The following is a 16420-nucleotide window of genomic DNA, read 5'->3' on the forward strand; positions in this document are numbered from 1 at the left end:
ATCTGGAGGAATCCGCCCACAGGGAGTCGTCCCGATGGGGTGGATGCTGGGTAAAAGGGAAAAGGAGACTGCCGACGGGCACGCAGGGCGCCCGGTGAAAGTACCGCGTGGTGGCCGGCTGGCCACCATGTAGGGTGGGAAGAAGTACAGTGCTGACTCAAAATAACTGGATACGCTCGGTTCTGCTACGGTTGAGCAAACTGGAAGCTGCAACGCATCCCTACAACTTAAGCCTGGCGCGTGACAAATTCCAGCACTTCATCGACGTGACCCGCTACCTTCACGCCTCTCCATTCTTTCACCAATTGACCAGTAGCGTCAATCACAAACGTGCTGCGTTCGATGCCACGGACGGTCTTACCGTACATTTGCTTCATCTTCATGACGCCGAACTGTTCGCAGACTTTTTCTTCCGGGTCGGAAATCAGTTCAAACGGCAGGCCGAGCTTGGCGCGGAAGCCTTCGTGCGAACGCAGCGAGTCGCGGCTGATGCCGTAGATTTCGGTCCCGGCCGCCTGGAATTGCGGGTACAGGTCGCGGAAGGCCACGTTTTCGGTGGTGCAGCCTGGGGTGTTGTCCTTGGGGTAGAAGAACAGCACGGTATAACGCGCCGGGCGGCCGGACAACTGGAAGGTCTGGCCGCTGGTCATCGGCGCGGAGAAATCGGTTACTACATCAGCCACAGGCGTCTCCTGGAAGGGTTATTCGGCGCGGGCGGGGCCCTGAATGATCAGCTGGCCCGAACGTCCCGGCAGCTCGCCCCAGGTGATGGGGCAAACCGGCATCGGCAGGTCTTGTATCTTCTGATGGTAGTCAGCCATGGACGCCAGTTGGTATCCCTGTGCTTGCCACCCTGCCAATAGCTGCTCGAATATGGGGGCGAGTTTCTGTCCTTCAAGCTCGGCGTGCAAAGTATAGACGTGGTCGCGCGTGGCGCCTTCGGTCAGCTTGAGCAGGAAGGGGGCGATATTGCCGGTGCCGATGGTCACGCCGTCGATCTCGCAGCCCAGCACTTCGTCCAGCGTCGGCAGCGTGGTCGGCATCTGGATGTGTTTCAGCACCTGCGCGCCGTCGGACAAACGGTGCGGACCGTCGGCCGGATTGGCCAGCTGGCCGTTTGCCTTCAGCACGCAGCGGCCGTCGGAGGCGTAGGCGTAGCCGGCGCTGTCGTGTTCGTGGAAGGCGGCGTTGTTCATCTGCCAGCCGGCGGCGCCGTGGGTGCGCGGCGCCTGGCCGAACACCTGGGTGAAGCGGCTGGCGGCCTTGCGCATCATGCTGGTGGCCCAGCCGGCGTCGCGCCTGGCGACGTTGTCCTGCCACAGTACGTGGTCCCAGGTGTGGATGCCGCATTCAAAGCCGGCGTCCTGCACCGCGCGCATGTCGGCGGCACAGTCCTTGCCGATGTCCGGGCCGGGCAGCAGCACGCCGTACATCAGCGTCTTGAAGCCGTAGTGCTCCACCACCGACGTGCGCGACACCTTGCTGAAGAAGCCCGGACGCAGCGCGCGCCGCATCGCCCAGCCGGTGTGATCCGGCCCGAGCGAAAACAGGAATGTGGCGCCGGCGTTGTGCGCCTTCAGCATGCGGACCAGGTTGGGTACGCCCTCACGGGTGCCGCGGTAGGTGTCGACGTCGATCTTCAACACCATCAATGGTTGTTGATTCAATGCTTAGTCCATCAGTTTCTGTGCTTCGGCCACCTGGCTGCGGTAGGCGTCGAAGATTTTCTTCAGCGCGTCGGCCATGGTGGTGGTCGGTTTCCAGTTCAGTTCTTCGCAGGTGTTGGTGATTTTCGGCACGCGGTTCTGCACGTCCTGGTAGCCGGTGCCGTAGTAGGCGCCCGAGGTGGTTTCGACGATCTTGACCTTGGCCGCGCCTTCGGCGTACTCAGGGTATTGCGGCGCCAGTTCCAGCATCATGTTGGCTAGTTCGCGGATCGAGAAATTGTTGACCGGGTTGCCGATGTTGTAGATCTTGCCGGTGGCGGCGCCGTCTTTGTTCTCGATGATTTTCATCAGCGCGTCGATGCCGTCGTCGATGTCGGTGAAGGCGCGTTTCTGCGCGCCGCCGTCGACCAGCGAGATGTTCTCGCCACGCACGATGTGGCCGAAGAACTGGGTCACCACGCGCGACGAGCCTTCTTTCGGCGTGTGGATCGAATCGAGGCCGGCGCCGATCCAGTTGAATGGACGGAACAGCGTGAAGTTCAGGCCTTCCATGCCGTAACCCCAGATCACGCGGTCCATCAGCTGCTTGGCGTTGGAGTAGATCCAGCGCGGCTTGTTGATCGGGCCGCAGATCAGTTCCGAGTTCTCAGGGTCGAACTCTTCGTCGTGGCACATGCCATACACTTCCGAGGTCGACGGGAACACCAGGTGCTTGCCGTACTTGGCGGCGGAACGCACGATCGGCAGGTTGGCTTCAAAGTCCAGCTCGAACACGCGCAGCGGCGCCTTGACGTAGGTCGATGGCGTGGCGATCGCCACCAGCGGCAGGATCACGTCGCACTTCTTGACGTGGTACTCGACCCATTCCTTGTTGATGGTGATGTCGCCTTCAAAGAAGTGCATGCGCGACTTGTAAGCCTCATTCTCCAGCACGTCGGTGATGCGGTCGGTGCTCATGTCCATGCCGTACACGTGCCAGTCGGTGGTTTCCAGAATGCGCTTCGACAGGTGATGGCCGATAAAGCCATTGACGCCGAGGATGAGAACTTTTTTCATGTCAGTAGGTCCAGGTAATGTTTAGTGCTGCCGCCGCTTACGTGCGCGCGGCCAGGCGAATAGCGAGCTGCTCCGCCGTGATCGGTTCACCATCGGCGGTCAATGCGGAAATCGTCAGCATGCGGCCATCGCCGCAAACGCCAAAGATGCAATTATCTACTACTGTCAAGCCCGGTGGCAAACTGAGGGATACAACATTGCCAAAGTTGCCATGCCCGGTGCCGGTAATGCGGGCGCGCTGGATCACGTAGCGTACCCCGTCGATGTCGGTAAAGGCGCCCGGATACGGCGGCGCCACCGCGCGGTGCAGGTTGTAGACGTGCTGGGCCGGCCAGAACCAGTCGATGCGGCCGTCTTCCGGCTTGCGGCCGCCGAAGTAGCCGCCCTTGCTCAGGTCGTTGTGCAGGCGCGGCGCGGTGCCGTCCAGCAGCGACGGCAGCACGCGCCACAGCGCCTGTTCGGCCGCCACCTGCACCTTGCCGAACACTTCGTGCGCAGTGTCGTCCGGCAGGATCGGCACTTCCATCTGCGCAACGATGGCGCCGGCGTCCGGCTTGACGGTCATTTCGTGCAGCGTGGCGCCGGTCACGGTGGCGCCGTGCAGCACCGCCCAGTTGACCGGCGCGCGGCCGCGGTATTCCGGCAACAGCGAGCCGTGCATGTTGAATGCCGGCGCCACCGCCAGCAGTTCGGCCGGCAGCATGTTGCGGTAGTAAAAGCTGAACATCAGGTCCGGCTTGGCGGCCTGCACCTGCGCCAGCAGCTCGGGCGACCTGGCGTCGGCCGGCGTGATGTAGGGGATACCTTCGGTCTCGCACAGCGAAATCACCGACTCGAACCAGATGTTTTCGCTGGCGCTGTCTTCGTGCGTGACCACCAGCGCGACGTCGACGCCGCCGGCCAGCAGCACTTTCAGGCAGCGCACGCCGACATTGTGATAGCCGAAGACGACGGCGCGCTTGCGCGGTTCCAGGTCGCTCATGATGCGCGGCCCACGGTGCGCTTCTCGACGCCGGGCGGCGGCAGCGGCTGGCCGTTGTCGTCGCGCTGTTGCAGAATGGTCTGCACCACGTAGCGCGGACGGGCCCGCACCTGCTGGAAAATGCGGCCGACATATTCGCCCAGCAGACCGATGCCGAACAGGATGATGCCCATGAAGAAGAAGGTGATCGCAAACAGCGTGAACACGCCTTCCGCTTCCGCGCCCAGGAACAGGCGGCGCGCCACCAGCACCACCACCAGCAGCGCCGACAGCAGCGACATCAGCATGCCCATCATCGAGTAGAACTGCAGCGGGATCAGCGAGAAGCCGGTGACCAGGTCGAAGTTCAGCCGGATCAGGCTGTACAGCGAGTATTTCGATTCGCCGGCCGAGCGCTCTTCGTGCTCGACCACGATTTCGGTCGGGTTGCGGGCGAAGCGGTAGGCCAGCGCCGGCACGAAGGTATTCACTTCCGCGCACTGGTTCATCAGGTCGACGATGTTACGGCCGTAGGCGCGCAGCATATTGCCCTGGTCGGTGATCTTGATGTTGGTGATGCGTTCGCGCAGGCGGTTCATGGCCTTGGAGGCGTAGGTGCGCCATGCCGAGTCCTGGCGCTTGCGGCGGATCGAGCCGACGTAGTCGTAGCCTTCACGCATCTTGGCCACCAGGTTGCCGATTTCTTCCGGCGGATTTTGCAGGTCGGCGTCCAGCGTCACCATGATCTCGCCGCGCGAGGCTTCAAAGCCGGCCAGGATCGCCATGTGCTGGCCGTAGTTGCCGTTGAAGAGCACCACGCGGGTCACGTCCGGCCGCTGGCGGAACTGCTCGGCCAGGATCGACACCGAGTTGTCGCGACTGCCGTCGTTGACGAACACGATTTCGTAGCTGGCGCCCAGCTTGTCGAGCGCCGGGTACAGGCGCGCGAACAGGGCGGCCAGGCCGGCCTGTTCGTTGTAGATCGGGATGACGACGGAGATTTCCGGTTTGGTCAGGGAGACGGTCATTTGATCAGGATCGCTTTCACGGCTGCGACGGCGCGATCGACGTCGGCGACGGTCATGGCGTAGAACATCGGCAGGGTCACGGTCAGGTAGCCGAGTTTTTCGGAGACCGGGAACATGCCTTCCTTGAAGCCGCGCTCGCGGTACAGGCTGAACAAATGGATCGGCGAGTAGTGGTAGCCGGTGCCGACGTTGAAGCGGTCCTTCATGGCGGTCATGAAATCGGCGCGCGTGGTCGGGCCGTTGTCCGGCAGGATGATCTGGAACAAATGGTAGTTGCTGGAGTCAAAGGCTTGCAGCGGCAGCTGCGCGCCGGACTGCGCTTCAAAGTCGGGGCCAAACGCCTCGTAATAGCGGTGCGCCAATGCGCGGCGGTGGGCGGTGATCTGCTCGATATTGGCGAACTGGCCCAGGCCGATGGCGGCCATGATGTCGCTCATATTGTATTTGCCGCCGAGGACATCGACATCGATGCCGTCGACGCCGCTGCGGGTCACGCCCTGCAGGCGGTACTTCTCGGCGATTTTTGCTTCTTCCAGGTTGTTCAGCACCAGCGCGCCGCCTTCGCCGGTGGTCAGGTTCTTGTTGGCCTGGAAGCTGAACGAGACAAAGTCGCCGAACGAACCGATGCGCTTGCCTTTCCACTCGGAACCGAAGGCCTGCGCCGCATCTTCCACCACGCGCAGATTGTGTTTTTTGGCGATGGCGTACAGGCGGTCCATGTCGACCGGCAGGCCGGACAGGTAGACCGGAATGATGGCCTTGGTGCGCGGCGTGATCGCGGCTTCGACTTTATCGAGGTCGATATTGCGGGTGATCGGGTCGATGTCGGCAAATACCGGCGTGGCGCCGACTTCGATGATGACGTTGGCGGTGGCGACCCACGAAATCGGCGTGGTGATCACTTCGTCGCCGGGACCGATGCCGGCGATGCGCAACGCGATTTCCATCGTGCAAGTGCCGGAATTGAAGGTGCGCACCGGGCGGCCGCCGAAGTACTCGGACATCTGGGCTTCGAACGCCGCCACTTTCGGGCCGCTGGTGATCCAGCCGGAACGCAGGACTTCGCCGACGGCGGCAATGGTGGCCTCGTCTATCGTAGGCTTGGAAAAGGGCAGGAAGGGCTGATCAGCACTCATGAGGTGGTTTGCTCTCTTAATCTATTTTTATGTATGACGTCTGGCCGTCATTCTAAATTGTTCATCAGGTACGCGCCAGCCACGCCACCCCGACCAGGATGACGAAAATGGCAAGCAGGCGCTGCACCGACAGCGCTTCGCCGAACAGGTACCAGGCGCCGATGGCGGTCACCACATAGCCCAGCGACAGCATCGGATAGGCGATGGAAACATCAACGCGTGACAGCGCGATAATCCACAGCACCACCGACAACACGTAGCAAGTAAGCCCGCCAATGATGGGCAACTGCGTGGCGACGCGCCAGCCGACGCTGAACAGATTGTTCAGCGTCAGGTGGATTTCGCCGACATTGCGGGCGCCGGCCTTGAGCAGCAGCTGTGCCACTGCATTCAGCAGCACGCCGGTGATGATGAAGCTAAACGTTGCAATATTCATTTATGGTTTTGTTCATTACAGATTGGTAATGACCAGCCGGCGGCTGTCTTCCGCGATCACGCGCATGGTCACCCCCTTGGTTTTCAAATCCCGATAGGCGTCGTCGCTGACGATGGCCATGGCCTTGACCTTTTGCGCCGTATGCTCCTGCCAGCGGGCAATAAAACCATCCACGGTCGGAATCGACAGCTCCGGCTGCTGCGTCAGGCCGAAGGTGAATTCATCCCAGTAGTTGACCAGGATCACCGTGCGGCGCAGGTAGAAGGTCATCGATTGTTCGTAGGTCGATACCGAATAGATCTTGGTGTCGGCCTGCAGCTCGGGCAGCATCTTCAGCGCCAGTTGCTTGCCGGCGCGCAGGTTGCCGTACGGCTCGAAGCCGGTCAGGATCAGCTGTACCGACACGAAACCGGCGATGGCCAGCGTCAGCACCGTCAGGTCGCGGCGCAGCTGGCGGGCGTGGAAGATCGCCAGCGCGCCGCCGGCGGCGGCCACGATGGCGGCGCTCAGCACCCACGGCTGGTAGGCTTCCAGCAGCGCGCGCTCGTCCGGATGCCGCGGCGCCGAGCCGATCCAGTGCGGCAGCGCCACCAGTCCGGCCACGCCGAGCAGCAGCAGCAGGCCGGCCGCCAGCATGCGGTTCAGGCGCGAGGCGCTTTCCAGGTAGCTGGCGATCAGCATGGCCAGCGCCGGAAACACCGGCAGGATGTAACCCGGCAGCTTGGAGCTGGAGTAGCTGAAGAAGAAGGTGATGAACACGGCCCAGATCACCAGCAGCAGCTTGGGCTGGAACACGCCGGGCGCCCGCCTGACGCCCTGGACCAGCGCCTGCGGCAGCAGGCCGAACCATGGCATCACGCCGGGGATCAGCAGCAGCAGGAAGTAATACCAGGCGCCTTCGCGGTGGTGGGTCTTGAGGAAAAAGCGTTCCCAGTGTTCGTGGATGAAGAAGAAGTGCGGCTGTTCCGGGTTTTGCAGCGCCACCAGCACAAACCATGGCGTGGCGATGGCGAAGAACAGCAGCAGCCCTTTGCCCAGATGCAGGCGTTTCCAAATGGCAATGTCACGCGATAGCAGGGTGTACAGCACCAGCACCGCGCCCGGCAGCACCACGCCGATCAGGCCCTTGGCCAGCACCGCCAGCGCCATGCCGGCCCAGCACAGCAGCATCCAGTTGCGCTGCTCGGCCGGGGTGGCGGCGTCGCGCTGCGCGATCAGCAGGCTGCACAGGGCGACCGTCATCATGCCCGACAGGCCCATGTCCAGCGAATCGATCTGGCCGCCCGCTACCCAGTACAGCGTGGAACCCAGCGCCAGCGCGGCGTAGAAGCCGGTGCGCTGCCCAAACAGGCGGTGTGCGGTGTAGCTGGTGAGCAGTACGCCGCCGAGGCCGCACAGCCCGGTCCACAGGCGCGCCTGCCACTCGCCCAGGCCGAACAGGCCGAACGAGAGCGCGTTCATCCAGGTTTGCAGCGGCGGCTTTTCAAAATACTTGATGCCGTTCAGGCGGGTAGTGATCCAGTCGCCGGTGGCCCACATCTCGCGCGCCATTTCGGCGTAGCGGCCCTCGTCGGGCGGCACCAGCGTGCGCACGCCCAGCACGTACAGCCAGACAATGACGAACGCCGCCAGCAGTCCCCATACGACTTTCTTAGAGTTATAGAGGTCGTTCATCAGGCGCTTTTGCCCTCGTCGCCGTCGATGATCAGGGCCAGCGCGACCTTGCGGCCTTCGCCCATCAGGATGTTGTAGGTACGGCAGGCGGCCTGGCTGTCCATGCACTCGACGCCGATGCGGCGCAGCGTCAGCGCGGCGGTCAGCCTGGGATGGATGAAGCGCTGGCGGGCGCCGGTGCCGAGGATCACCACGTCCGGATTTTCGGCGCCGATCAGGTCGAAATGTGCGGCGGTGATCGACTCGAAGGTCGGCGCGTTCCAGGCGCGCGGCGCCACTTCCGGCAGCACGATCAGGCTGTAGTTGTAGCGCTCAGCATTGATTTCGACGCCGGTTTCGTCGTAGCCGGTAACGGTCTGGTATTTTTGGGTATCGCTTTGGTGGAGCTTCATGTCGGAAATCGTGGATGGAATCGGGTGTATAAAGCGCAAAAGAAGTTGTCATTGTAGCGTTTTCAAGGGGCGTCCGGCCTGAAAGGTTGATTAAATCGGCCCCTTTCGGCAGAATGGTCCTCTTTGCATTGCAGCATGGGCCGGCCCCGGCATTTTTGGCAGGTCATGGAAGTTTGCCTCACATAAACAGGATTTTATTTTGCGACCGATTCAAAAATCGAACAAACTGGCGGAAGTCTGCTACGAGATCCGCGGCCCGGTGCCGGAAAAAGCCCGGCAAATGGAGGAGGAAGGCCACAAGATCACGAAGTTAAATATCGGCAACCTCGCCGTGTTCGGCTTCGATCCGCCGGACGAGATCGTGCAGGACATGAAGATCAACCTGTCGAATGCGGCCGGCTATACCGACTCCAAGGGCATGTTTGCGCCGCGCAAGGCGGTGATGCACTACACCCAGGGCAAGAATATCGCCGGCGTCAGCATCGACGATATCTACCTGGGCAATGGCGCGTCCGAGCTGATCGTGATGTCGATGAACGCGCTGCTCAACAACGGCGACGAGGTGCTGGTGCCGGCGCCGGACTATCCGCTGTGGACGGCGGCGGTGTCGCTGTCGGGCGGCACGCCGGTGCACTATGTGTGCGACGAGCAGCAGGAGTGGTATCCGGATATCGAGGACATGCGCCGCAAGATCACGCCCAACACGCGCGCCATCGTCGTCATCAATCCCAACAATCCGACCGGCGCGCTGTATCCGGTCGAGCTGCTGCTGCAGATCATCGAGCTGGCGCGCCAGCACGACCTGATTATTTACGCCGATGAAATCTACGACAAGGTGCTGTACGACGGCGCCGAGCACGTGTCGATCGCCTCGCTGGCGGACGACCTGCTGTTCGTCACCTTCAACGGCCTGTCGAAGAATTACCGCGCCTGCGGCTACCGCTCCGGCTGGATGGTGGTGTCGGGCGAAAAGGCGCACGCAAAAGATTATATCGAAGGCCTCAACATGCTGGCCTCAATGCGCTTGTGCGCCAACGCTCCGGGGCAGTTTGCGATCCAGACTGCGCTCGGCGGCTACCAGTCTATCGACGACCTGGTCGGCCCGGGCGGGCGCCTGTTGAAGCAACGCGATCTGGCCTACAAACTGCTGACGGATATTCCCGGCGTCACTTGTGTCAAGCCGAAAGCGGCGCTGTACATGTTCCCCCGCCTCGATCCGAAGATCTATCCGATCGCGGACGACCAGCAGTTTGCTTACGAGCTGCTGGCCGAAACCAAAGTGCTGATCGTCCAGGGCAGCGGCTTTAACTGGATCGCGCCGGATCACTTCCGCGTCGTGTTCCTGCCGAACTCGGACGATATGGTGGAAGCCTTCGGCCGCATGGCCAAGTTCATGGAAAGCTACCGCAAGCGCCACGGCGCCAGCTTTTAACGCCGTCCTGCCGCCCATTGACGGCATGACTTCCGGCGCAGGCCGGAATCTATAGAACGCAAGCTCAGCATGGATTCCGGCGTTCGCCGGAATGACGATTGAGAGATCTTTGGAATTTATATGAAACCAATCAAAGTAGGCTTATTAGGCGTCGGCAATGTCGGCGGCGGCACGTTCGACGTGCTGGAACGCAATCAGGAAGAAATCCGCCGCCGCGCCGGCCGCAGCATCGAGATCGTGGCCGTGTCGGCACGCAACCTGGAACGCGCCAAAACCCGCACCGGCGGCAAGGTCAAGGTGGTGGCCAGCCCGTTCGACATCGTCAACGATCCGGAAATCGACATCGTCGTCGAACTGATCGGCGGCTACGACCAGGCGCGCGAGCTGGTGCTCAAGGCGATTGACAACGGCAAGCACGTGGTCACCGCCAACAAGGCGCTGCTGGCCGTACACGGCAACGAGATTTTCGCCGCAGCGCAAGCCAAGGGCGTCATGGTGGCGTTTGAAGCGGCGGTGGCCGGCGGCATCCCGATCATCAAGGCGCTGCGCGAAGGGCTGACCGCCAACCGCATCGACTGGCTGGCCGGCATCATCAACGGCACCACCAACTTCATCCTGTCCGAAATGCGGGACAAGGGCCTGGACTTCGCCACCGTGCTGAAGCAGGCGCAGGAACTGGGCTATGCGGAAGCCGACCCGACCTTCGACATCGAAGGCGTGGACGCCGCGCACAAAGCCACCATCATGTCGGCGATCGCCTTCGGCATTCCGGTGCAGTTCGACAAAGCGCACGTGGAAGGCATTTCCAAGCTGAACGCCATCGACATCCGCTACGCCGAGCAACTGGGCTACCGCATCAAGCTGCTGGGCATCGCCAAGCGCGCCAAGGTCAACGGCAAGGAGGGCGTGGAGCTGCGCGTGCACCCGACCCTGATTCCGTCCAAGCGCCTGATCGCCAATGTGGAAGGGGCGATGAATGCGGTGCTGGTGCAGGGCGACGCCGTCGGCGCCACGCTGTACTACGGCAAGGGCGCCGGTTCCGAGCCGACCGCCTCGGCGGTGATCGCCGACCTGGTGGACATCACCCGCCTGGCCACGGCCGATCCGGAACACCGCGTGCCGCACCTGGCGTTCCAGCCGAATGCCATGACCAACATCGAGATCCTGCCGATGTCGGAAGTGACCACCAGCTATTACCTGCGCATGGATGTGAGCGATGAGCCGGGCGTGCTGGCCGACCTGACCCGCATCCTTGCCGATGCCGGCATTTCGATCGACGCCATGCTGCAAAAAGAGCCGGCGGAAGGCGAGACCCGCACCGACATCATCTTCCTGACGCACCAGACGCAGGAAAAGCATGTGACGGCGGCGATTGCCAAGATGGAAGCCTTGTCGACGGTTGGGGGCAGTGTGACCAAGATCCGTCTGGAAAACCTGAGCTAAATAAAAAAATCCGGCCAGCGTCTACGCACGCTGACCGGAAAAGGGTTCTCTCTCTACAGGGTAAATCCGCTTACATCTTTACTTCGAAGCGACAGTCAGTTCGCTTTTGACTTCTTTCACGCCTGGTACGGCCGATGCAACCTGGATGGCTTTGGTGCCGACATCGGTACTGGCAACGCTACCCGACAGGGTGACCACGCCGTCTGCAGTGGTCACGCCGATTTGCTTTTGATCTGCCAGCGAAGCCTTGATTTTGCTGGTGATGGCCTCGTCATTGGTGGCGGTGCCGGCTTTCGCGGCGCCAGCCAGCGCTGCATCCTGTTGGCCAGCGGCGAAGGCGGTGCCGGTTGCGGCAGCAGCGGTCAGAGCGGTTGCTACCATCAGGCGGGCGATCAGTTTGTTGGTCATCATGATTTGCTTCCTTTATCGAGTTTGAGGATAAGACGTCAGTGACGTTACCCACTCCTTTGCAAACCCCGTGCCAGCTCTGATTTTCTATTTGAATTCAACGACTTAGATGGATTTTTCTGCGTGGAAACTTTGTCGGAATGGATTATCTGGCCAGATTTGTCGGGAAACGGCGACATGACCCGGCTTCCCTATGCCAAGTCATTGATTTTTAAGCGTTTCGTCTTGTCGCTCTTCGGCGACATCACTGCGGAACAGGCTGGCGTCCAGATTGTGCTTTTGCAGCAGGCGGTAGAATTCCGTGCGGTTGCGCTCGGCCAGACGGGCGGCGTCGGCGACGTTGCCATCGGCCAGTTTCAACAGCTGGACCAGGTAATTGCGCTCGAAGCGCAGGCGCGCCTCGGTGTAGCTCAGCACCTCCAGCGACGGCACCCGCAGCGCCCGTTGCACCAGCGACAGGGGCACCAGCGGCGCGGTGGCCAGCGCGCACACATGCTCGACCACGTTATATAGCTGTCGCACATTGCCGGGCCAGGACGACATGGTCAGCGCCTCCAGCGCGTCCGGCGCAAAGCCGCGCACCGTCTTGCCGTATTTGGCGGCCAGCGTTTGCAGGAACTGGTTGGCCATCGGCGCCACGTCCTCGCGCCGCTGCGCCAGCGGCGGCAAGGTCAGGGCGATGACGTTGAGGCGGTAATACAAGTCCTCGCGGAACTGGCCTTCGCGCATGGCGACGTCCAGATCGCGGTGGGTGGCGGACAGGATGCGCACGTCGACCGGCCTGGCCACGTCCGAACCCAGCTGGCGCACCACGCGCTCCTGTAACACCCGCAGCAGCTTGACCTGCAGCAACAGCGGCATGTCGCCGATCTCGTCGAGGAACAGGGTGCCGCCATCGGCCGCCTGCAGCAGACCTTCGCGCGCGGCCACGGCGCCGGTATAGGCGCCCTTGACGTGGCCGAACAGTTCCGACTCCAGCAAGGCCTCCGGGATCGCGCCGCAGTTGACGGCGATGAAGGGCGCCTTGGCGCGCCGGCTGGCGCGGTGGATGGCTTGCGCCAGCAGCTCCTTGCCGGTGCCGCTCTCGCCGCGTATCAGCACGCTGGCGTCGGAGGCCGCGACCAGGCGGGCTTCGGCCAGCAGCTCGTCCATGCACTGGCTGCGGCTGATGATGGCGGCGCGCCAGTCCTCGCCCGCTTCAGTGGCGCTGGCCGCCGGCGCCGACAGGCTGAGCGCCTGGGCAATGCGTTCCAGCAGCATCCTGGCGTCGAACGGCTTGGTCAGGTAGGCGTAGGCGCCCAGCGTGGTGGCTTCCACCGCGTCCGGAATGGTGCCGTGCGCGGTCAGCAGAATCACCGGCAACGCCGGGTAGCTGCGGCGGATTTCCTGGAACAGCCACATGCCGTCGCGGTCGGGGAGGCGGATGTCGCTGATCACCAGACGTGGCAGCTCCATCGATAGCCGCGTGACGGCCGCTTCGGCGCTGCCGACGGCAGTCACGCGGTAGCCGTTGGCGGTGAGCCGCATTGACAGCAGGCGCAGCAGGTCGTCGTCGTCATCGACCAGCAGCAGGTGGGCGCCCTGGCCCTGGGGGGCGGTGGTAGGGGGGGTAGGGGTGGTCATTTGGTCACCTGTGCTCCTGGCGCCGGGCGGGCCGGCAGCGTGCGTTCGATGGTTTTCAGGCCTTCCAGCATGTCGCTCAATTGATCGATGCGGCGCTGGTTTTCTTTTTGCTGCACGGCCAGCTTGTCGGCGTGGTCGTACAGGCGGCGCGTTTCCGCGCAGTTGCTGGACAACAGTTGCGCCAGCGGCCGCAACGGCGCGGCGTCCACATCGGCCGAGGTGGCCACGCTGTCGAGCAGCGCCTGCGCTTTCGCCAGATCGCCGTTGCCGCGCGTCAGCATCAGCGCCATGCCCATCTGGATCGCCACGCGCGGGCTGCGCCGTTGCAGGCCGAGGCCGCTCAGTTCCTTGACCAGCTCGCCCTGGCTCATGCGCCGCAGCGACTGGTGATAGCTCAGCAGCGGCCCGACCTCGTCCGGCGGCGGCACGGGCGCCGCCACCAGTTCGATCACCGGCGGCGGGGTCGGCGCCGGCGGCGGTTCGGCCGGCAGCGGCGAGTTGAGCGTGCAGGCGGCCAGCGACAGGCAGGCCAGCACGGTCAGGATCAGGGGGAGCTTAGGATTCATAGGGTAATTCAATGCGGAAGTGGGCGCCGCCTTGCGACGGCAGCAGTTGGAGAATGCCGCCATGCGCGGCCACGTATTCATGCACGATCGACAGCCCGATGCCGTTGCCGTGCCGGGCGCCGGGCGGCTGGCGCCGGCCCTGATAAAACGGTTCGAAGATGTGGGCGGCGTCCTCCGGCGCCACGCCGGGCCCCTGGTCGCGGCAATCGAGCAGCAGGGTGCCGTCCAGTTCGCCCAGGCGGAACGAGATCAGGCCGTCCGGCGGGCTGAAACGCACGGCGTTCGACAGCAGGTTGCCGACCGCGATCGCCATCTTGTCGGTATCGATGGCGATGCTGCGCGCCTTGCCCTCGGTGGCCACGGTCAGGCGCGCCGCCTGCCACTGCAGGCGCTGGCTGTCGATCGCCTGCGCCAGCAGGTCGCCCAGGTCGGCCGGCTGGCGGTGCAGGTGCTGGGCGTCGAAGGTGGCGGTGTTGTAGCGCAGCAGCGCTTCGATCTGCGATTGCAGCGCTGCGGTATTCTGGTTGAGGATGCCGGCGATCTCGCGCTGGTTGGGCGAAAGCGCGCCGGCCACGCCGTCTTCCAGCAGCGCCACGCCTTCGCGCAGCGCCGCCAGCGGCGTTTTCAGCTCATGCGAAATGTGGCGCAGAAAGCGCGCCTTGTCGGCTTCCAGGTCGGCCAGGCGCTGGCGCAGCCAGTTCAGCTGCTGGCCCACGCGTTGCAGGTCGCTGGGGCCGCGCACCACCACCGCCTGGTCGTAGTGGCTTTCGCCCAATGTATCGATGGCCTGCTCGATCTGCGCCAGCGGCCGCGACAGCCAAAAACCGAAGCCGGACGCCAGCAGTGCGGCCAGCACGATCGAGCCGAGTACCTGCCCCTTCAGCACCGCGCGCCGCTGGTCGAGCTCGGCCAGCAGTTCGGCGTTGCGGCGTTCGACCTCCTGTTTGACTTCCTCGGCCAACTGCTCGTTGACAGCCGGCAGCGGAGCGAGCGCTTTTTCCAGCGCCTGCTGGCGCGCGCTGCTGCGCGCGCGGGACGGCATTTGCAGGATGTCCCACGCCTGTGCGCCGGCCTGGCGCCAGCGCTCGAACAGCGCCTCGGGCGCATTCGGCAGGGCGGTGGCCACGGCGTCGAGCGCCAGGCGGGCGTCGCGCCAGGCGTCGGCGTAGCGTTTGCGGAAGGCCGGGTCGTCCAGCACCAGGTACTGGCGGGCGCTGCGCGTCATGGCGACGCTGCGTTCGGCCAGCTGTTGGGTATTTTCAGTGAGCGCCAGCGCGTGGTGTCCGCTGTCGCGGCTGTGGGCCGCCAGGCGGTCCAGCGTCCACAAAGCGTGCAGCGAGGCGGCGCTCAGCAACACGGCTATCAGCAAAAAGACACCCAGCAGCAGCTGGCGAAACGAGAGTTTCGAGAGCATCGCGGGTTAGAAAGTGGCTATATTACAGAAATAATAAGGCCAAACTGCCGCGATAGCCTGTTCGATTGGGGGGCTGCGGCGAGTCAGGAGGCCGGGCCGACGTCCATGCCGTCGTAGGATTCCAGCTGTTGTTCTTCGGCGAACTTGTAAAATTCCTGGTTGCGGGCGTGCAGCGTGTCGACCGTGTGCTTCTCGACTTTTTCGATATGCAGCCACCACAGCGCCGGGCTGTCGCCGTCCGGCTTGGAGTCGTAGATGCCGACCACCTGATAGCCCTTGGCTTTCAACAGCGCCTGCGCGGCTTCCAGCTTGGCCTTGTCGGCGTCGGCGAAGAAGTAGCCCCACAACAGCGGCTTGCTGAGATCCCACGGGGCGTTCTGTTTCATGTCGTCGAACAGCGCGACCATTTCTTCTTTGGTAATCATGTTATTCCTTGTTGCTGCGCCGGTAAAAATCGGTTCCGACGCGATTGATATGGGATAGTAATTCGGTATTGTCGATGTGATCGCGGATCGACAGGTCTATTTTGTAAGGTAGCAGAAGGTCGTCCAGCGCAGTATCTATCTTCAGCAGAGTAGGCATCGACAAGCCGTCGCCGACCAGGCACAGGTCAATATCGGACCCGCGCTTGAAATTACCCTTGGCCCGCGAGCCATACAGTATAACTTGCCCCACCTCGGGGAAGCGCGCGAACACTTCATTCATCTGCGCGATAACGGTTGGCTTCAGCCCGAATTCCAGTGCTTCAGAGTCCATGCGAGAGCTCCGACATCTTCGCTTCCAGCGCGACGAACAAGTCAAAATAGCACGCAACGATCAAGCCGCCGATTTCGTCCGCAGTTTCCTTGTTATAGGTATGCGCAGACTGGTTACGGCTTTTGATCATGCCCATCCAGGCCTCGCCTTCTGCAATCAGGTTATGCTGAAAAGCCTCGCGCGTCGCGTCGCGGGAGCCGCTGATGCTGCTGTTTCCCTGATATTCGAAGTAGTCCTTCAAAACGTTCCACGCCAGCTCGTGGGTGAATTCGAATGCCTTGATCAGGCCCTGTTGCTCAAGTTCGTTCAAATCGCCCTTGTCGATAAATTTCTTCAACTGTGACAAGGCGCGTCGATAGTTCGACAAGCGTTGTAGCCAGCGGATATCCTGCTCGCTCATGATGCACACCTTTGATTCGCGTGGATCG

General features: G+C 62.7%; 18 protein-coding genes. 2 read left to right on the forward strand and 16 right to left on the reverse strand.

Annotated elements, in window-relative coordinates:
- Positions 1-227: 227 nt before the first annotated feature.
- From GTP55_RS05795 to GTP55_RS05835, 9 genes are all read right to left on the reverse strand, one after another.
- Positions 228-683: a peroxiredoxin gene (locus GTP55_RS05795; RefSeq protein WP_161043998.1), complete on the reverse strand. Its 456-nt coding sequence runs from the start codon at positions 681-683 to the stop codon at positions 228-230.
- Between the two features lie 18 nt (positions 684-701).
- A complete protein-coding gene (locus tag GTP55_RS05800; RefSeq protein ID WP_161044252.1) occupies positions 702-1649 on the reverse strand; it encodes a polysaccharide deacetylase family protein in 948 nt (315 codons plus the stop codon).
- Positions 1650-1670: 21 nt separating this feature from the next.
- Entirely contained in the window at positions 1671-2723 is a 1053-nt protein-coding gene (locus GTP55_RS05805; RefSeq protein ID WP_161043999.1) for a bifunctional UDP-4-keto-pentose/UDP-xylose synthase, read from the reverse strand.
- A 37-nt stretch (positions 2724-2760) separates the two neighbouring features.
- Positions 2761-3705, reverse strand: a complete 945-nt coding sequence (locus GTP55_RS05810) for a formyltransferase (RefSeq protein ID WP_161044000.1) — start codon at positions 3703-3705, stop codon at positions 2761-2763.
- Positions 3702-4712, reverse strand: a complete 1011-nt coding sequence (locus tag GTP55_RS05815; protein ID WP_161044001.1) for a glycosyltransferase — start codon at positions 4710-4712, stop codon at positions 3702-3704. Before GTP55_RS05815 ends, GTP55_RS05810 begins: the two co-directional genes overlap by 4 nt.
- Entirely contained in the window at positions 4709-5848 is a 1140-nt protein-coding gene (locus GTP55_RS05820) for a DegT/DnrJ/EryC1/StrS family aminotransferase (RefSeq protein ID WP_161044002.1), read from the reverse strand. The genes GTP55_RS05815 and GTP55_RS05820 overlap by 4 nt, the downstream gene beginning before the upstream one ends.
- A 64-nt stretch (positions 5849-5912) precedes the next feature.
- Entirely contained in the window at positions 5913-6284 is a 372-nt protein-coding gene (locus GTP55_RS05825) for an SMR family transporter (RefSeq protein ID WP_161044003.1), read from the reverse strand.
- A gap of 15 nt (positions 6285-6299) precedes the next feature.
- Positions 6300-7958 (reverse strand): glycosyltransferase family 39 protein, encoded by a 1659-nt coding sequence (locus GTP55_RS05830; protein ID WP_161044004.1) that lies wholly within the window; start codon positions 7956-7958, stop codon positions 6300-6302.
- The gene (locus GTP55_RS05835) at positions 7958-8350 is read right to left on the reverse strand and encodes an Mth938-like domain-containing protein (RefSeq protein ID WP_161044005.1); all 393 of its coding nucleotides are present in this window, start codon (positions 8348-8350) and stop codon (positions 7958-7960) included. The genes GTP55_RS05830 and GTP55_RS05835 overlap by 1 nt, the downstream gene beginning before the upstream one ends.
- Positions 8351-8549: 199 nt before the next feature.
- Between GTP55_RS05835 and GTP55_RS05840 the strand changes: the two genes are divergently transcribed.
- Both GTP55_RS05840 and GTP55_RS05845 read left to right on the forward strand, forming a co-directional pair.
- On the forward strand, positions 8550-9782 hold the full coding sequence (locus GTP55_RS05840) for a pyridoxal phosphate-dependent aminotransferase (RefSeq protein WP_161044006.1): 1233 nt from the start codon (positions 8550-8552) through the stop codon (positions 9780-9782).
- 120 nt (positions 9783-9902) lie between these two features.
- Positions 9903-11225 (forward strand): homoserine dehydrogenase, encoded by a 1323-nt coding sequence (locus GTP55_RS05845; RefSeq protein ID WP_161044007.1) that lies wholly within the window; start codon positions 9903-9905, stop codon positions 11223-11225.
- Positions 11226-11303: 78 nt separating this feature from the next.
- Here GTP55_RS05845 and GTP55_RS05850 read toward each other — a convergent pair whose 3' ends face one another.
- The 7 genes from GTP55_RS05850 to GTP55_RS05880 all read right to left on the reverse strand — a co-directional run bounded on the left by GTP55_RS05850 (position 11304) and on the right by GTP55_RS05880 (position 16392).
- Positions 11304-11636 (reverse strand): BON domain-containing protein, encoded by a 333-nt coding sequence (locus tag GTP55_RS05850; protein WP_161044008.1) that lies wholly within the window; start codon positions 11634-11636, stop codon positions 11304-11306.
- A 198-nt stretch (positions 11637-11834) separates the two neighbouring features.
- A complete protein-coding gene (locus tag GTP55_RS05855; protein WP_161044009.1) occupies positions 11835-13256 on the reverse strand; it encodes a sigma 54-interacting transcriptional regulator in 1422 nt (473 codons plus the stop codon).
- Entirely contained in the window at positions 13253-13822 is a 570-nt protein-coding gene (locus tag GTP55_RS05860; protein WP_161044010.1) for a hypothetical protein, read from the reverse strand. The genes GTP55_RS05855 and GTP55_RS05860 overlap by 4 nt, the downstream gene beginning before the upstream one ends.
- Positions 13812-15236 carry a sensor histidine kinase gene (locus GTP55_RS05865; protein ID WP_161044011.1) on the reverse strand — a complete coding sequence of 475 codons (1425 nt, stop codon included), beginning with the start codon at positions 15234-15236 and terminating at the stop codon, positions 13812-13814. The genes GTP55_RS05860 and GTP55_RS05865 overlap by 11 nt, the downstream gene beginning before the upstream one ends.
- Before the next feature lie 83 nt (positions 15237-15319).
- The gene (locus GTP55_RS05870) at positions 15320-15661 is read right to left on the reverse strand and encodes a ribonuclease E inhibitor RraB (RefSeq protein WP_161044012.1); all 342 of its coding nucleotides are present in this window, start codon (positions 15659-15661) and stop codon (positions 15320-15322) included.
- A gap of 1 nt (position 15662) precedes the next feature.
- A complete protein-coding gene (locus GTP55_RS05875) occupies positions 15663-15992 on the reverse strand; it encodes a nucleotidyltransferase domain-containing protein (protein WP_161044013.1) in 330 nt (109 codons plus the stop codon).
- On the reverse strand, positions 15982-16392 hold the full coding sequence (locus GTP55_RS05880; RefSeq protein ID WP_161044014.1) for a nucleotidyltransferase substrate binding protein: 411 nt from the start codon (positions 16390-16392) through the stop codon (positions 15982-15984). The genes GTP55_RS05875 and GTP55_RS05880 overlap by 11 nt, the downstream gene beginning before the upstream one ends.
- Positions 16393-16420 lie beyond the last annotated feature (28 nt).

Origin of the sequence: Duganella margarita (genome assembly GCF_009857535.1) — a bacterium.
Classification (GTDB): domain Bacteria; phylum Pseudomonadota; class Gammaproteobacteria; order Burkholderiales; family Burkholderiaceae_D; genus Rugamonas; species Rugamonas margarita.

Bases quoted from the DNA above. Each gene is read 5' to 3' on its own strand.
- GTP55_RS05800 (WP_161044252.1), bottom strand. From the start codon at position 1,649: ATGGTGTTGAAGATCGACGTCGACACCTACCGCGGCACCCGTGAGGGC.
- GTP55_RS05805 (WP_161043999.1), bottom strand. From the start codon at position 2,723: ATGAAAAAAGTTCTCATCCTCGGCGTCAATGGCTTTATCGGCCATCAC.
- GTP55_RS05810 (WP_161044000.1), bottom strand. From the start codon at position 3,705: ATGAGCGACCTGGAACCGCGCAAGCGCGCCGTCGTCTTCGGCTATCAC.
- GTP55_RS05815 (WP_161044001.1), bottom strand. From the start codon at position 4,712: ATGACCGTCTCCCTGACCAAACCGGAAATCTCCGTCGTCATCCCGATC.
- GTP55_RS05820 (WP_161044002.1), bottom strand. From the start codon at position 5,848: ATGAGTGCTGATCAGCCCTTCCTGCCCTTTTCCAAGCCTACGATAGAC.
- GTP55_RS05825 (WP_161044003.1), bottom strand. From the start codon at position 6,284: ATGAATATTGCAACGTTTAGCTTCATCATCACCGGCGTGCTGCTGAAT.
- GTP55_RS05830 (WP_161044004.1), bottom strand. From the start codon at position 7,958: ATGAACGACCTCTATAACTCTAAGAAAGTCGTATGGGGACTGCTGGCG.
- GTP55_RS05835 (WP_161044005.1), bottom strand. From the start codon at position 8,350: ATGAAGCTCCACCAAAGCGATACCCAAAAATACCAGACCGTTACCGGC.
- GTP55_RS05845 (WP_161044007.1), top strand. From the start codon at position 9,903: ATGAAACCAATCAAAGTAGGCTTATTAGGCGTCGGCAATGTCGGCGGC.
- GTP55_RS05850 (WP_161044008.1), bottom strand. From the start codon at position 11,636: ATGATGACCAACAAACTGATCGCCCGCCTGATGGTAGCAACCGCTCTG.
- GTP55_RS05855 (WP_161044009.1), bottom strand. From the start codon at position 13,256: ATGACCACCCCTACCCCCCCTACCACCGCCCCCCAGGGCCAGGGCGCC.
- GTP55_RS05860 (WP_161044010.1), bottom strand. From the start codon at position 13,822: ATGAATCCTAAGCTCCCCCTGATCCTGACCGTGCTGGCCTGCCTGTCG.
- GTP55_RS05865 (WP_161044011.1), bottom strand. From the start codon at position 15,236: ATGCTCTCGAAACTCTCGTTTCGCCAGCTGCTGCTGGGTGTCTTTTTG.
- GTP55_RS05870 (WP_161044012.1), bottom strand. From the start codon at position 15,661: ATGATTACCAAAGAAGAAATGGTCGCGCTGTTCGACGACATGAAACAG.
- GTP55_RS05875 (WP_161044013.1), bottom strand. From the start codon at position 15,992: ATGGACTCTGAAGCACTGGAATTCGGGCTGAAGCCAACCGTTATCGCG.
- GTP55_RS05880 (WP_161044014.1), bottom strand. From the start codon at position 16,392: ATGAGCGAGCAGGATATCCGCTGGCTACAACGCTTGTCGAACTATCGA.